The sequence below is a fragment of the Methylomonas sp. HYX-M1 genome (assembly GCF_040741385.1).
GTDB lineage: Bacteria > Pseudomonadota > Gammaproteobacteria > Methylococcales > Methylomonadaceae > Methylomonas > Methylomonas rhizoryzae.
Genome location: NZ_CP160405.1, coordinates 950,790 through 966,419, shown reverse-complemented (window position 1 = coordinate 966,419; position 15,630 = coordinate 950,790). Strand labels below are relative to the sequence as shown.

Genomic DNA, 15,630 nt, shown 5'->3' with positions numbered 1-15,630 from the left:
TTCGAACCGGATCATACCATCACTTTCGCGCCTGTAACCGTTCCCATTGGAAACAACCGCCCATGGCGTTTGGAGTATAGCGCTTAGGCGCTCTTGCGTTGAAACGGCACCACCGCCGCGCCTTCCTTCAAGCTGTCCAAATAATCCGCCCACCACTGCAACATCTTCACCCGTTCCGGCAGGTATTGCGCTCGGTTGTAGGCGGCGCGGACACTGTTTTGCTCGCCGTGGGCAAGCTGACGCTCGATGGCATCCGGGTTGAATAGGTGGGCTTCGTTGAGCCGGGTAGAAGCCATGCCCCGGAAGCCGTGGGCGGTCATTTCAGCGCCGGTGCTGGTGTTTCCGACATGGGCCTGGCGTTACTGCGTACCGACGGAAACACAAAGTGGCCGGTACCGGTCAGCGGCTTGCTTTCCTCGAAGATGGCTAGCGCCTGCCGGGATAACGGGCTGATGTGTTCCTCGCGCATCTTCATTTTGGCGGCCGGAATGCGCCATTCGGCCCGCTCCAGGTCGATTTCAGACCATTCGGCCTTACGCACTTCGCCAGGCCTCAACATGACCAAGAAGGACAAGCGCAACGCGCAATGGGTGGTAAAGTGACCGGTATAGCCTTCGCAGGCTCGCAGCAATGCGCCGATTTGTACCGGGTCGCTGATGGCGGCATGGTGTTTGACAGTGGTTGGTACGAATGCCCCTTGCAGATCGGGAACCGGGTTTCTAACGGCGCGGCCAGTGGTAATGGCGTAGCGAAACACTTGGCCGTTGGCTCGCCGGGTCTTCGAGGCGATTTCATTCGCGCCGCGTTGTTCGATGCGTTTGACTGCGGCCAGCACGTCGGGTGCCTCAATGTTGACGATGGGCATTCGGCCCAGCCAGGGGAAAACGTCCCTTTCCAGGTTGAGCAAGGTTTTCTTGGCGTGGTCTGCGGTTTTGTTCGCCATGTGGGTTTCGTGCCATTCGCGGGCAATGACTTCGAAGCTGTTGGCGGCGGCGTCTTGGCTGGCCGCTTTGGCGGCTTTTTTGGCGGTCGATGGATCGATGCCGTTGGCAAGCTGCTTTTTGGCCTCTTCGCGCTTGGCGCGGGCATCGGCTAGGCCGATAGCCGGATATTCGCCAATCGCCAAGATTTTTTGCTCGGTGTTAGGTGTTGCCACGTGAGGCATAAAAAAACCCGCTAAGCCTTACAGCTTGCGGGTTTTGTTGTCAGATGCTACCACCTGAAACCGTAATATGGTGCCGAGGAGAGGACTTGACTCTGCTCAGAAAAAACACGACTCACTAAGTAACTGTTTTTATTGATAAAAAACGATTATTCTGAGGAGAAAAAACTCCCCGCTGGGCTACATTTCGGGCTACAAAACGGGCGACAGCAAGGAAATGATACCATAAGCAAAACTACTCATAAATACTGATATTGGAAAAAATCAACTTGCCATGTTCCATAACATATGTCATGGGAATTTTAGGATTATTAATGTCTTTTCCACCATCAGCATGCCACTTTGATTCCCACTTGTCGTAAAATGGCATTAGCTGTGAAGGCGTCAAAAGATAGATATAAAGAAGCTCGATACCCTCATAAATAGCAAAAACCCAGTCGACTTGCTTGTATTTAGCAATGATCGTTGGATTCATATGATGATGAGTCGAAAAACTCTTTGTCAGCAAGCGATTAACTGATTTCAGCTCATATTCATTACCGTTTTCATCCTTAGCATCATTACCCTCGCGGCCTGGCAAAACCTCTAAGCTCGTCGTCAAAATGACTTGCAAAAGCTTGCCGCCGTTATCCTGAAAAATATCGTTGATGCCGTGCTTTTCTGCTAACTGCTGGTATTTGCGAAGAGAAGGGAAAATTTCGTCAAGTATGGCTTTGTCAGGATGAACTTTCATCAATTGAATCGTTGTCGGTATCAAAGAAAAGCCGAACATCTGAATCAAGTGCATTTGCAAGTTTTTCGACATTATCAAGAGATATATTGCGCTCACCACGCTCGACAGAACTGACATACGTACGATGTAATTCTGACGCCTCGGCAAGCTCTTCTTGCGACATATCTTTTTTTAAGCGAAGACGCTTAAGATTTTTGGCGAAAAGCTCTCTAATTGACCCATGTTTGGCTCGTTTCATATGACAAATAATTAAAGATTGACGACTTTGGGTCTACAGCATATAAGTATCATTTTTAGCAACAATTTTAAGGTTTTGATTGATGGAGTTTAATTTTGACAGGCAACCAGCCTACAGAACAGAAAAAGGCGCCATGTTCTGCGGAAATTCACTTGAATTGATGGCAAAAATGCCTGACAACAGCATTGACCTTGTAATGACAAGTCCGCCATTCGCATTATTAAGAAAAAAAGAATATGGAAACGAAGACCAGCACGAATACGTCGACTGGCTGATTGAATTCGGGAAAATGGTATTTAAAAAACTAAAACCAGAAGGCAGCTTTGTGCTTGACCTAGGCGGCGCATATCAAAAGGGAGTTCCGACAAGAAGCCTTTACCAATTTCGTGTTTTACTGCGATTTTGCGACGAAATTGGGTTCTACCTTGCAGAAGAATTTTACTGGTATAACCCCAGCAAATTACCCTCGCCAATCGAGTGGGTAAACAAACGTAAAATAAGGGCAAAAGACTCTGTTAACACGGTATGGTGGTTCAGCAAAACAGAGTGGCCGAAAGCGGACGTATCAAAGGTTTTAACAGAATACAGCGAACGAATGAAAAAGCTTTTGAAAGCACCTGACGAATTCTACAGCCCGGCAAAAAGACCATCTGGTCATGACATAGGGACCGGCTTTGGAAAAGACAATGGCGGAGCTATACCATCAAACCTACTGCAAATATCGAATTCAGAATCAAATGGAACTTACTTGTCAGGATGCAAAATGCTTGGAATAAAAGGCCATCCAGCGAGATTCCCTGCAAAGCTGCCTGAGTTCTTCATAAAGATGCTGACAGAACCTGGAGACATCGTCGTCGATATATTTGGCGGATCGAATACGACAGGCTCTGTAGCGGAAAATCTTGAACGAAAATGGATAAGCTTTGACTTAGACATTAATTATGTTGCTGCATCTGCACTAAGATTTACAGCATCAAAAAGCGATGACGAAATAAGGCAAATTCACAGCAACATACTGGAAAAAAAAATGGTTTACATAGAAGGCGCTAAATCAGAAAGCAATTGATTAAGATTGTTTTTTGAAACTAGCTTAACCCTTTTAGTGCCATTAATATTATCAATCTTGAACGTGCCTGCACCCTTACGATTACTGTAATAGCTTTGAGAAAGGTCATTGCTATGACCAGCAACGACAGCAACGCCTTCTTTAGTAAGCAAGCTTTTAGCTGATGCTAAAAAGTGATGCCGGAAAGTATAAGCGCTAACTTTTGATGACAGGCTTGGGAAAAGCCTGTCGTTGAACTTGCGCAACTGCTCTGCAAGGTTTTTAGCGCTCTTAATCTTGACGATAAGATCAGAATCATCATGGATTAAAGATTTTAAATGAGCGAAATAAGGACAATCACTATAAACAGAAAAACTCCTAATGTCCTGACCATACTTCCCCCTATGAGTCTTCGAACTCTTAACGACGATGTGCAACATATTGTCTTTTTGTCGCACAACCACACCAGTAGCCAGCTCTTGCGGCCTGACACCAAATAATTTAAGGCAGCACACAGCAGTTAAATAGTCGCTCTGGTCTTTTTGTTTTGAATCCAAAGCTGACAAATAATTAAAAAAAGTATCCTGCCAAAGCTTTGGAAGTTTCTGTCCTTTTTTAGACTTTGATTTAACGTAAGGCTTTTTAGCCTCTTTCCATTCACTGACATATTCGCCATTTTCAGCTTGCTTCAAATGATTATGCTGAGAATCAGGCGGACATTCACGCAAGTAATCAACAAGCTTGCAATACGCTTTTATGTAAGTGATTTTTGTCGACGCATCTTTTTCTTTGCTTGCTAAATCATAGTAAGCTTTAGCTTCTTGCTCTAAACAATAACACCAAGCAGCTCTACAAGTATAATAATAGCTACGACTATTAGCGTATTCGATTGGCGTTTTCTTAGCGATCTTCATGCGCTCGAAAAGCTCATAATATCTGCGCTTCGACACTTCTGCTATAGCATAACGAGCAGGCAAACTCTTACGATAGTTTGTAGCTTCGTTCATTGCTTCATAATATTTTCGAATGTCATCCATGACTTTATGCTCCGTTGTTGTGTCTTGATTTTCCAATCAAGACGGCATTTAAAATAGGCAGCAAAACGCTATCGCTAAAACCTTGCCGCCCGTATATTTTTACCTTCTCTATAAGAAGGCGGTAAAAATATTTATTTATCTAATAAAATCCATACACTCGAAAGATTCTTCATGACGAAGCTCTTCAGACAATTTGCAAAGCTCAAAAAACACTTTATTACTCTTACGCATCAAATCATGATAATGATCGACATCAAAATCTGGCAAAGACGGCTTTTGCGAAATGAGATCATAGCTGCTCAATGCCCAAACTGCCAAGACTTCATTATCAAGATAACGCTCAAGAGTTTTTAATGATTCAATTTGCGATTTGATTTGTTGAATCTTAGAGTCTCCAGACTCTTCATAATTTAACTCTGATTCAGTTTTCTCAGCTTCTATTTTTGTTGCTTCTTCTTTTACCAACGCTTCTTTTTCAGCTTCAACAAAAGACAAATAATCAAGATAAACTTGCTTTGTAACAGTGTAAATACTAAAACCATGAAAAGTATTATCCTTGACATAAATATCGACAAGATAGCCTTCTTTAACGTTAATAACATCTTTTGAAAAAATATATTTAAGATAGTCGACGTCAGCTTGAGTAGTTTCTTTAGTTTTCATTTTATTAACTCCGTTTAGTTTGTCTATACTTATAGTATAGTATCTTTTTACCACTTCGTTAATATATTTTCATTGAATTTCTAAATATTTTTGTGATGAATATCGCAGAATATTAAAAACTAAAATCTTGAAAAGGATGGGTATCGTCAACGACCAATAAATTGAGTTCATACTCTTCTTTGTAAACATAAAACTCATGTTGATCTAATGAATGCGGAGATTGAACGCGATTGAAAAACTTTGATTGATAATCGTCGGATTTAGTTAAGAGATAATCATAAACATGCATTCGATACAATGAATATTCGCACTTAGTAAAAATTGGCATTGCAAAGTCTTCGTGCATAAAATCATTATAAGCAATACAAAAACCATTCGATCTAGTTATACGGATATAATAGAAGTTATTAATGAACATCATTTCGACGCGGTAATCAGCGCATTTAGTTTGGAACTGTATGATGAGATCAATAAAATAAAGGAAATGATGAGAATCTTCTTTGCTGTCAATGCAACCTGGTTGAATAGAAAAGAAAGCTTCAGCATAAATAGCAAAAAGATGGTCGTCATATTCTGATTCAGACATCTTTTTGACAAAATCAACAGTATCTTTGAGCAACAAGTTTCGATCAATGAAAAATTCAACTCTATCCAAAAGAGATAAATATTCATAATTGAAAGCGCGGGGAAGAGTATATTTGTTCATATCGTAGATATTATTCTGAGTATAAAGCAAACCTTGCTCAGCAAACAAAACGCTGATGTCGACGTAAATACAACGAATCATGAAGCTGTTATATTCGATTTTCCTAGTTAGCTCTTCAAGATAATTTTCTTTATACATGACTAAAAATCAAAAGAATTTATGTCGTTATCAAAATCAATATAATCACAAAGCTGAATATTGTCATCATTACTCTCAATCAGATTATTTAGAGTGTCCTGCTCGACAAGGCTTTTTAAATAATCAATCGCAATTTCGTTATTACAACCATGCAATATCTGCTCTTGTTTGTCGACTGAAAAGCCAGACGATGCAAGCCTATCGACCAAATATTGAATATGGGGAGAAGTTTCGCGAATTTTGCCAGATTTATAATTTATGACGACAAAAGAACCCCTGAATCGCGCGGTTGCATCACCAGAAAACAGGGCATTGATGCCCTGTTTTTCTTGCTCAAGAACATACAAATAAAAATCTTCGCCAGATAATTTATATGTCTCACTATCATGAAATGAATATCTATCAATGTTGAATTTATTAATCAAGAATGTGCATCACATATGATCTGTGATCGTTACTATCTCTTAAAATCTTAACAGTCAGAATTTCGTCGACAGAATCTTCTAAAATGCGATCAACAAAAGCTTGATCAGACGAAAAACGAAGAAAAGTGAGACCGTGCTTTCTATGAAAACTACCAACAATCATCAATTTAACGTTATCCATTATTTTTACTCCAAATTTCGATTAATTCTTTTAATAGAAGTAGTTGATATTCATTCATAATCGCATCCATGGAAATCGAAATCACTATAAAAAGGATCGACTATTTCAAAATAATCGTCTTCGAGTTGATATGTAGGATACACAGGCAATTGAAATTGCAAAGCTTCAATTAAATTAGTTTGTAATCGAACCAATTCTTTATATGCGCTGATTATATTTGCAGTATCATTTTGAAAATGTCGCTCGTATATAGATAAACCCTGCTTTGATGCGGCGACTTGAGTTTGTAAATAGTTTATTGATGACATATTAACTCCATTTAATTAGATTCACAATATTAAGTATTACATAGTTTCGTTTGAATTCAAGGGCGACTCAAAAATATTATCTTTATGTTTATCTTGAGAAACTTGAGAAGCAATGAAAGGTTGAACAACAACGGGCTTAGAGTAAGGATTAAAATAATGCCCTTTTACCATTTCTTCACAAAATTCATGAGAAGAAGGATAAGGTGTTGCTTGATGCGTGTAGCATGAACACTTGTCTTTAATCTTGATGCAAGCACCTAAGATCGGAGCAGATTCAACTTTAAAAAGACCAGAATATGCGGGAGCGGACTCAGGTACATTCTTGATTTTTGGTTCAAAATCAAAATATGTTTTTTCTTGAGAAACTTGAGTAAGCTTTAAATCATTATGTTCTATAGCTGTCTGAGCAAGTTTGTCGACGCCAACCTTGTCAGTCTTTTTTGACTCGATAGCTGGCTTATCAGGACTCAATTTAGGCATTATCACGCTAGTAAAAGAATGATAAACAGCGAACAAAGCCACTGGAATTATAGCTGCAACAAAATAGACGACTTTGGGTGTTCTAAGATTAAGCTTTGTATGAACTTCAGCACTGTGATACATGCCATATATATGCTTTGGCAATTTATAGTCGAAAACCGTTGCATCAGTTCTTGATGTGACGTCTTGCTTGCATTCGGGCCATTCATATTGAAAACGTTTGTTCCATTTTGCAACTAAGTGAATATGTCGACCAACCAACAAACGAATAAAGTTATCAAAGAGATGCGGGCCTTGGCTGATGAGCCAGAAATCAATACCGTAATGTCTATGAGTCTCTAAGCCTGCAACAGCTTCAGGAAGCTTCTGAGAAGAGCCACGAGGACGCCAGATGCGCTGTACTTCATCGATTACGATTAGAGAGCCTGGGCAAGCCCATTCTTGCCAATCGTCTACATAATAAACCGGCTTACCCTCTTCCTTGGCTTTCTTGATTTCTTCGTCCTGAGAACGGCATAAATCGCAAAGCGGGGAATGACAATATACTGGGATATGTGGGATTTTTAGCTTTTTAATACCATGCACCCACAACGTGGCGCGAGGAGTATGACTGTCGCCATTCTCTTTTTTTGCGTCTTTTTCTTCGCGCTTTAAAAGCTTGTCAATTTCATTGACAGTCCAAAGGGTTTTGCCGGCACCGGGTGTGCCGGTGATAAGTGTAATCATAATTAAAATCCGTTTTAATAATATAGAAAATCCTTTCCTATACTTTATTTTAGCATATTACATTTAAATGCCAACTATAATGAAGTATTTATTTTGCTAGCAACAAATTTAGTTGTTGAAACCATTGCAGCTTTTGCGACAATTGCAGAAGTTATTATAGAAAATGCGTCTGTAAAACCAGAAAGATGTAATATCTGCAAAACTGAGCCATTAATTGCGCCGTAATTTTCTTGAATATGAGAAATTGCGACATTTAAAAGCTCTTTAAAACCAAGATAAGTAACGCTAGCAATACCTAACTGCAACAATAACTTGCCAATGAATTCAGCTGTAAACAAGCCAACAAGCTGCAAAATAACTCGTAAAATAGCGCCCATGAATTAACTCCCAACAACAAAAAGAAAAGCGGCTGACAAATAAGCTAACGATACGACCATGGGTCGTATCATCACTGCAAACTGACAAACGGTATCCCAAGGAAGGGTAATATCCATACTTAAAAGACTGGAATGAACAACCAAAGGGGCTGGACAAGTGCCCACTTGGGAATTCGCTGGAGCAAAATCTGTGACAAGGTTAACAGTCTTGTCAAAACTAGATAAATCAGAAGAATCAAGAGGCTTCTGATTAGTAGGATCGTCTAGATTAAGATTAGAAACATCGACACAGCCCAGGGAATTCGGATTTGTTTCACAATCATTCTTAAAATCAAAAGCAGGTTGAGTAGAAGTCTGAGTATCGCTAGAAAAATTGGATGAAGGAGTAGCAGGATTGCTAACTGTAGCAGTGCTAGAAGTGCCATCGGGGTTTATAGTCTCAACAGTTTCTTGTTCTGAAACAGAAAAAGATGTCGGGCTAGTTTGCTGAACGTCTAAAACGGTTTTACTTTTTCTAACCCTGCCGTCGGGCGTAACACTATTCGAAGATTCGAGCGGAATTTGAACATTACCGCCAGGAATAGCGACAGTAGGAGAACCGGAAACAGGCATCTTATCAATATCAGACTTACTACACTTTCCAGCTGAGCAGCCGAGCGTTATACCGTTACTAATATCATGCACAACACCCGCAGGATCAGACGGCGATTTAGTTAAAGCGGGTTGAAGATAAGAAGGATCGAGAGGAACATTTACAGCGACAGTCGGAACGACTTTATAGAGCTGAATATACCAAGGATTACGACTCGATTCATTCGGCCAATAGCTAACGCCGTCAAGATAAGTGATATAACTGTTACACCCGGTTTCAGAAGTAGCCGGAGAAATATAGCCGATCGTGCGGCTGGTGCCATTCTGCTGCTGATAAAGATTTCGCAGATAATTGATAGACGCCGGATTCGAGCAAGTATCTGCTGCAGATCGGCCCTGATAAACTGAGCAACTGGGATTGACGCAATAAACGTAAGGCAAAGATTGAGTAAGAGTGCCGTCGCTGTTAACAGTGACGCCGTTTTTGCTAAAATAATTGACAATGCTGGGAATGACGCCAGCAATAGCAAGAGCCGCGAAGCCGTAAGGATTTGAAACAAAAAAAGCGGAAACAGAAGAAGCGATGCCGGTCGAAGATATAATGCTGGCATAAGAAAGAGCATGCGTAACGGCAGCAGCGGCGCCAACGCCAGCTGCGACTTCGTCAAGATGCTGAACCCACTTATATGAAGCAGTTCCGTCAGCGTTATTAACAGCGGTAGCGCCGTTGATAAGATCACCCCCGATAGGAGTTATTTCTTTACCCGCAGAGTCTATTGTATAGTTCATCGAAGAACCGTCGGACGCGGGCGATGATGTTAATGCAGGATAAGTAAGAGCATTAGCATTAGCAGCAAATAGCAATAAAAATACTACTCTGAGAATAATATCCATGCAGAACCCACTATTGAGAGCAGAATTGCATAAACGTAAATATCAGCGATCATTCTAAAGACCTCAGAAACCTGATTAAAATTTTAAAACAGTAAGCGGATACAAGAACAGCAACAACAGACCAGGACAAATCAACTGCATCAGATACAGTTAAACCCGAAGAATTTAGTCCTGGATCAGAACCGACAACCGAACATGATGGATATACTCTAGTAAAATGATGACTAGAAGAAAAAAAATCAGAAAAATTATTATATTCGACAGTAAAATCAACAGTAGTTTGAGAAGTGACTGAATAACTCGTGATAGAAGAAATAAAGTCTTTACCAAAAACCACATAAGTAGAAAGCTCGTGATCAGCAGCTTCTTCAATCGTTTTATAGCAATAGCCGTTATATAAGTTTGACATCCATGTCTCCGTTTCCTTCTAAAAAAAGGCGGGAAAACCCCGCCTTCCCCATCAAACAACCCAAAAAATGGATTATTTAATTGCTCTGCGCAACAGCATCAAGCCGAACAACGCAACAACAACAACTAAAACAGAACCGCCCAAAGACACGGCGTCAGTTTTAGCAGTAGCAATAGCGTCAGTAACTTCAGTGGGAACAGCAGCGAAAGCAGAACTCACAGAAGCAACAGTAAGAGCAGATGCAGCAGCAAATTTTTGTTTAATGTTCATAACTAATTTCCTTATAAAACCTGAAAAAAAACGTCAGGCAACGCGTCCATGCGAATGCATGAAATCCTTATTTAACTAAAACGATGTGCGCTTTTTGAGCCATCATGATGTAAACCTTCCCCGTAGCCGTGGCACCGACGCCGATCTCGAAACGAACAACATGTCCTTTGTATTCTTGCATCTCGTCTTTGAAGCGCTCAGGCAAAGACAATTCGAAGATTTGCATTTGCACGTCGCCACTTTCAAGATGAATTTCGCCTAAAATCTGAACGCGAGAACGACCCAAAGTCACTTCGCCAGTTTTAGCGTTTTTGTAATCATCTGATCGAAAGATATTTAAAACTTGCCCCTGTAGAGTAATCATCTGTAAATCCATTTAATTTGTTTTGATGCCGTTTAAAATCCCTCGCTTGATATTCAAGCGAGGGCAAACGGATAGATGAAAGATTTTGTCTTTCAATATATATTATATACTAAAAACTATTATTATCAAGATTGCAAAAAGATACTATTTTAATTAAAAGACAAAAAGAATCCGCTGATATTGAAATATCAGTATTAAAACAGATTGTTTTTTGATATTAAATTAGCTAATTTCTGAAATTACAGTACAAATGAGAGTATTTGACTGCTGTACCGCGCTTAGTAATAGACGGATAACAAGAAAACAGCACTTTTTCTTTAATTTCCTGTTTTTCTTTGATTACAGAATTATTGATACGAGTCCGAGAGGCTTCGCTCCCGCTGTCTGCGGTCGCGGCGCGATGCGACTCACCCGCAACCATCGCAAGCTCTGCCAGCGCTCCGCGCTTAACATCTGCATCAAAATCTATGGTGTTTTGATGCACGTCAATCAAAGCGCTCAAGCGCTTAGAATGAGCAAGCTTGTAATCGTCAAAGTCTGCATCAGAAGAAAATTGACCAACACCATTTGATGAAAAACCAGAACATACCCAGCCGATAATACGATTATCATATGACTTAATATTAGTCTTATCATAAACAAGGAAAGAAGCATCACGAGACAATGAGCTTGCAGTAATAGACTTAATAGATTCTTGCAAATCAACATGCGGGATATTTGAGATTTTCCATTCGATAACATGATTACAATGTCTGTCGACGGTAGAAACACCGAAATTTTCTTCAAGCGTAACTTGATACTCAAGGCCGTCAAGCTTTCTGACTTTCTCGCCGTACTTATTAAGTTTCTCAACTGAATATGTATGTATAGAGAGGTCTTTCTTAGAAACTGAAAATCCGCCAATAGAGTCAACAAACTCTTTAAAATCGGTGTGACCGGCATGATAGACAGCCTGATCGATAGCATCGGTCAACTGCTGATTACCAAAGCAGCGCTTTTTGCCGGAATCGTCAGTGATGCGGATATATGAAAAGCTGCCACTTGAGTCTTGAGACTCAACCTTAAAATGGCATTCTTGAAACATGCGACGTGATTCACGCCACAAAGAAACAGGGGGAGTACCAAAAAAGTCGAATTGACGAATACCCCAGAAACTGGCCCACGCGCGAATTCTAAAATTGATGTCTGATTGCACATCATAATCTTGATTGTCAACATCAAAACCCAATGACTTTGTGACATACTTCACAACATAGCCTGTCGCACTTCCGCGCTCAGGATCAATCAAAACAGCTTTGAAGCGGCCGCCGCACGCAGGCATTGCGCCGTCTGTGTCTTTGTCGCACTCGATAAATTGACCTTTAACATTCTTGTAATGACCAGCAGAAAAGTGGTTAAAGCCAGGAAGCGGAGCCGCACCGTTTTCGTCGCCATCTATGCGAAGGGCAATTTTAGACATTTCAGCGACAACACCATCGATAACATAAGAAGGCAAAAAAAGGATTTTGTGCAAGTGAGGCGAACCGTCTTTATGCGGCTCGATAATCGACAACCCGAACATCTCAATACCCTTGTTCTTGCAGTATTCAGTGCGGAACTCGTTCCACTGCGAATTAAGCACATTGAGAGTTTCGCGAGGCGTAAAACCTTGGTATTTGCGAGATGAAGAATGAAAAGACGAAGGAGCGGTCAATGTAACGAAAAGGCAGGCATAGCCCATTTCATTGGCAGCTTTCTCCATGCCGTTAATACGTGTAAGCAACTCATTGCGACGATTAATAGGGTTGCTGACAGAAGACTGCCAAGCGTCGAAAATAGTCATGTGACCACGAGAAGAAACCAAATAAGTGTCTTTGAGCTTAGCTATATTGCGGTCATTACGCTCTTTTGCTTCATCGACGACCCAATCAGAAACGTAAAGAGCGCCATGCTTGCCGACAACACCACTCAAAAGGTCAGAAAGACACTTAGCATGTTTATATTGCTTGTCTTTACGCACAAGAAAAAACTTGCGATCCATGCGAAGCAAAATCGAAGAATAGGTTTTACCGGTAGGGAACTTAAGACGGAAAAAATCGAAATATTTCTTTAGAAAATCCCTTTTCTTGGAAACATCGAAAGCAAAGGAATCGATGATTTTGACAGACATGACATGGTCATCAGCTGAAAATCGATAATTGACAATAGAGGACGGCAAAGCTCCATGCAACGAGAACGCGCTTTCAACGCTGGAAGGGTTTTTTGACATGCTGAAATCAGACATGAAGACGAGTGTCAGGCAGTCCAGAATGTGCTTAGGACGACCATCGACAACGAGCGGAAGAGGGATGCATGAAGCTTTGCGATCTACTATCGTTGATTTATTAGGAGAGCCCTTAAGATGAACAGGCTTGCGATACGAGACGACAGGCGCAGCGGTATTAAAATCGCCGATAATATGATATTGCCTATGATTAAAATGCGAGTGATGCATTTTCGTCGTCCGTGACTTGAATTTAAGATATATTTAAAGTATATATCAAAAATAGAATAACGATAATATAGAAACTAATATTTTATTTGATGAATGTCACAATATATATTAACTATCGATGTTCGCGCTGCTCTATTCGCTTTAGATGAAACGCCTTCGCTTCGCTGCGCATGCGATTAAGACAGCTATTATTTATATTTATTTTTAAATATCATTTTTGCGTTCTACGCTGTCTATTATCACTAAAAACAAGAATCCGCTTTTTTTCATTCACGATATTTTTATTTTTTTTGGTTTCACGTGAAACTATTATTATAATGCTTAGATATATAACATAATTGAATATATGTTATATATCGATTATTTATTAGATAATGCAGTTATAATTATGTTTGTGTTATATGGATAATAAGAAGAATATAATGAATTGATATTATTGTCTAAATAACGGAAAGATAACTATAATGAGGTTATAAGGTGGGAAGGTGCGACGTAAAAAGCGGCGAAAAACGATAAATGGTTTCTCGCTACTGGAAATAGTGAAGATTTAGAGAAGTGTAGAATTGCTACACTTTACACGTGTAGGATTACATGCGTAATGTGTAATTTTCTACGGACTATGGCTTTAAATGCTGAACAAATTGCCAATAAGACACTTTATGAAGATTTTCATGCAAGGTTTTCATTTTAAGCTTTATGTAATGCTTTTCCTCTACTGTACGAGATTGCTCAGCACGACCGGACAGACGATAGCGAGTAATATAATCGACACCTTCGGCGTGCAAATCGCTTGAAAATGTTCCGCGAAACGAATGGAAATATTTCTTCTCGAATTTAGCGAGTGTCCTGATGTACCGGTTAAATTCTTCCAACGGACGACCAAAGCCTTCTTTATCCGTGCTTTTCTTAATCTCACGAAATATACGAGTATCTGGATTACCATTAACAGATTTAACGAAATCAAGAAAACCCAAATCGATCAATTCTTGATGTATGGGGACAATACGACGAGAACCAATATTTTTTAATTTCTTACCCAAATCATCGTCATTTATATCAATACACCAATAATCATCGACCATATAGACATCTTTCTTCATAATCTGAGCAATCTCAGCGCGACGTGCGCCAGTATAAAGTGCTATCAGCGGCCCCCAATACTGATAATTATGAGAAAAGTCCTTCATCGAAAAACGATTAGAACGAAAAATAACCTTCAAATCTTGATGCTCGAAAGGCACTTTATCCATTCGAGGCGGAGTCAGTTCTTCGTCAAGACGCAAAGTGGAAAAAGGGCTAACGCGAATATTGGAATCAGGAAAAACAGAAGCTAAAAACTTGTTAAAAAAACTATTGTATCTGTCAATATAATTATTGACGTTAGAATAAGTGTAACACTTGTCACCATCATACTGATCAATAATATCATCCATAGACAAGTGAAAATATGGACGCATATTCCAAGGCATCTGCTTCAACTTTTCTACGATTTCAAAAGCGTGCTTATAAGTAACTTGGTTAATACGCATTGACCCACAAATCTCTGACAAACGCTTGAAATGCGTATCAAACTTAGCCATTGACTCTTTTTTTGAAATGCGATGCTTGCGATAAAGCTCTATAGCTTCATCGATGGTAGGTAAAGAATCATCAAATACAGGAACAGGAACAGCAGCAGGAACAGAGGAATCCGGCAAAACGGAAGGAATTTGAGAAGGAGAATGAATAACCGACAAGCCACTACCAAAAGCAGCCAAAAGCATAGAGAACTTATCGCCGTTAGTAGCGTTAATCTCCTCTGGCGTTGTTTTTAGTGTTCTAGAACCATCGGCACCGATGGTAACTTCCAGCTTACTAATGTTATCAAAATTGATATTTTTAAAATCAAACTTCATGCGATTGATAATTATTTGCGAAAAATAATAATCATAGCATGATGCCAACCGTGAAGCATCGGCATGATTAGAGGTTTTAAGAGATACGCAAAAACGCTTAGAAGCGGAAGGAATACGGCGACGGTAATAGTAAACATCACCGCGCTTATAGAGATGAGACAAGATAAAACTCCCGCCCCGTGGGTTACACAATGGGCTACAGTATGGGTTACATAGGGAGTTTTCTATCTGCTCGATTTGTTAAAAATCGAGTAAAAACAATAACATAAGTTATGGTGCCGAGGAGAGGACTTGAACCTCCACGGGGTTACCCCCACTAGCACCTGAAGCTAGCGCGTCTACCAATTTCACCACCTCGGCTTGACTACGACTGGCGTGTCAATTCGGGCATTATATAGTAAGCGCTTATATTGTCAAAACATAATTGTAGAACCGAATGCCTCGGATTAAAAATACCCCAAGCCCTCGGTAAGCTGAATCGCCCTGTGTTTCCTCACAATTCCTTGACAAAGCTT

19 protein-coding genes and 1 tRNA gene are annotated in these 15,630 nt (G+C 40.2%); 1 reads left to right on the top strand and 19 read right to left on the bottom strand.

Going from position 1 to position 15,630, the window contains the following annotated elements; all coding sequences use genetic code 11:
* Positions 1-83 precede the first annotated feature (83 nt).
* The 4 genes from AB0A83_RS04515 to AB0A83_RS04500 all read right to left on the bottom strand — a co-directional run bounded on the left by AB0A83_RS04515 (position 84) and on the right by AB0A83_RS04500 (position 2,133).
* A complete protein-coding gene (locus tag AB0A83_RS04515; protein ID WP_232056780.1) occupies positions 84-320 on the bottom strand; it encodes a hypothetical protein in 237 nt (78 codons plus the stop codon).
* Positions 317-1,165, bottom strand: a complete 849-nt coding sequence (locus AB0A83_RS04510; protein WP_367155522.1) for a tyrosine-type recombinase/integrase — start codon at positions 1,163-1,165, stop codon at positions 317-319. The genes AB0A83_RS04515 and AB0A83_RS04510 overlap by 4 nt, the downstream gene beginning before the upstream one ends.
* Before the next feature lie 232 nt (positions 1,166-1,397).
* Positions 1,398-1,895 carry a hypothetical protein gene (locus AB0A83_RS04505; RefSeq protein ID WP_367155521.1) on the bottom strand — a complete coding sequence of 166 codons (498 nt, stop codon included), beginning with the start codon at positions 1,893-1,895 and terminating at the stop codon, positions 1,398-1,400.
* A complete protein-coding gene (locus AB0A83_RS04500; protein ID WP_367155520.1) occupies positions 1,879-2,133 on the bottom strand; it encodes a helix-turn-helix domain-containing protein in 255 nt (84 codons plus the stop codon). Before AB0A83_RS04500 ends, AB0A83_RS04505 begins: the two co-directional genes overlap by 17 nt.
* An 82-nt stretch (positions 2,134-2,215) precedes the next feature.
* On the opposite strand from AB0A83_RS04500, the gene AB0A83_RS04495 reads away from it, so the two are divergent.
* Positions 2,216-3,199, top strand: a complete 984-nt coding sequence (locus AB0A83_RS04495) for a site-specific DNA-methyltransferase (protein WP_367155519.1) — start codon at positions 2,216-2,218, stop codon at positions 3,197-3,199.
* On the opposite strand, the gene AB0A83_RS04490 is transcribed toward AB0A83_RS04495, so the two are convergent.
* The 15 genes from AB0A83_RS04490 to AB0A83_RS04420 form a co-directional block, all read right to left on the bottom strand.
* Positions 3,166-4,215 carry a hypothetical protein gene (locus AB0A83_RS04490; protein WP_367155518.1) on the bottom strand — a complete coding sequence of 350 codons (1,050 nt, stop codon included), beginning with the start codon at positions 4,213-4,215 and terminating at the stop codon, positions 3,166-3,168. The genes AB0A83_RS04495 and AB0A83_RS04490 overlap by 34 nt on opposite strands.
* Positions 4,216-4,350: 135 nt before the next feature.
* Positions 4,351-4,878 carry a hypothetical protein gene (locus tag AB0A83_RS04485; RefSeq protein WP_367155517.1) on the bottom strand — a complete coding sequence of 176 codons (528 nt, stop codon included), beginning with the start codon at positions 4,876-4,878 and terminating at the stop codon, positions 4,351-4,353.
* Between the two features lie 112 nt (positions 4,879-4,990).
* Positions 4,991-5,722, bottom strand: coding sequence for a hypothetical protein (locus AB0A83_RS04480; RefSeq protein ID WP_367155516.1), 732 nt, complete (start codon positions 5,720-5,722; stop codon positions 4,991-4,993).
* A 2-nt stretch (positions 5,723-5,724) separates the two neighbouring features.
* Positions 5,725-6,147, bottom strand: coding sequence for a hypothetical protein (locus tag AB0A83_RS04475; protein ID WP_367155515.1), 423 nt, complete (start codon positions 6,145-6,147; stop codon positions 5,725-5,727).
* On the bottom strand, positions 6,140-6,328 hold the full coding sequence (locus tag AB0A83_RS04470) for a hypothetical protein (RefSeq protein ID WP_367155514.1): 189 nt from the start codon (positions 6,326-6,328) through the stop codon (positions 6,140-6,142). Before AB0A83_RS04470 ends, AB0A83_RS04475 begins: the two co-directional genes overlap by 8 nt.
* Positions 6,329-6,378: 50 nt before the next feature.
* Entirely contained in the window at positions 6,379-6,636 is a 258-nt protein-coding gene (locus AB0A83_RS04465; protein WP_367155512.1) for a hypothetical protein, read from the bottom strand.
* Positions 6,637-6,672: 36 nt separating this feature from the next.
* A complete protein-coding gene (locus AB0A83_RS04460; RefSeq protein WP_367155511.1) occupies positions 6,673-7,842 on the bottom strand; it encodes a zonular occludens toxin domain-containing protein in 1,170 nt (389 codons plus the stop codon).
* A 74-nt stretch (positions 7,843-7,916) separates the two neighbouring features.
* The gene (locus AB0A83_RS04455) at positions 7,917-8,219 is read right to left on the bottom strand and encodes a DUF2523 domain-containing protein (protein WP_367155510.1); all 303 of its coding nucleotides are present in this window, start codon (positions 8,217-8,219) and stop codon (positions 7,917-7,919) included.
* Positions 8,220-8,222: 3 nt separating this feature from the next.
* Positions 8,223-9,704 carry a virulence factor TspB C-terminal domain-related protein gene (locus tag AB0A83_RS04450; protein WP_367155509.1) on the bottom strand — a complete coding sequence of 494 codons (1,482 nt, stop codon included), beginning with the start codon at positions 9,702-9,704 and terminating at the stop codon, positions 8,223-8,225.
* 49 nt (positions 9,705-9,753) lie between these two features.
* Entirely contained in the window at positions 9,754-10,113 is a 360-nt protein-coding gene (locus AB0A83_RS04445; protein ID WP_367155508.1) for a hypothetical protein, read from the bottom strand.
* A 72-nt stretch (positions 10,114-10,185) separates the two neighbouring features.
* Positions 10,186-10,383, bottom strand: coding sequence for a major capsid protein (locus AB0A83_RS04440; protein WP_367155507.1), 198 nt, complete (start codon positions 10,381-10,383; stop codon positions 10,186-10,188).
* A gap of 67 nt (positions 10,384-10,450) precedes the next feature.
* Positions 10,451-10,759 (bottom strand): hypothetical protein, encoded by a 309-nt coding sequence (locus AB0A83_RS04435; protein WP_367155506.1) that lies wholly within the window; start codon positions 10,757-10,759, stop codon positions 10,451-10,453.
* Positions 10,760-10,973: 214 nt separating this feature from the next.
* Entirely contained in the window at positions 10,974-13,220 is a 2,247-nt protein-coding gene (locus AB0A83_RS04430) for a replication endonuclease (RefSeq protein ID WP_367155504.1), read from the bottom strand.
* Positions 13,221-13,837: 617 nt separating this feature from the next.
* Positions 13,838-15,277: a DUF6538 domain-containing protein gene (locus AB0A83_RS04425; protein ID WP_367155502.1), complete on the bottom strand. Its 1,440-nt coding sequence runs from the start codon at positions 15,275-15,277 to the stop codon at positions 13,838-13,840.
* 111 nt (positions 15,278-15,388) lie between these two features.
* Positions 15,389-15,475, bottom strand: a tRNA-Leu gene (locus AB0A83_RS04420).
* Positions 15,476-15,630: the final 155 nt, after the last annotated feature.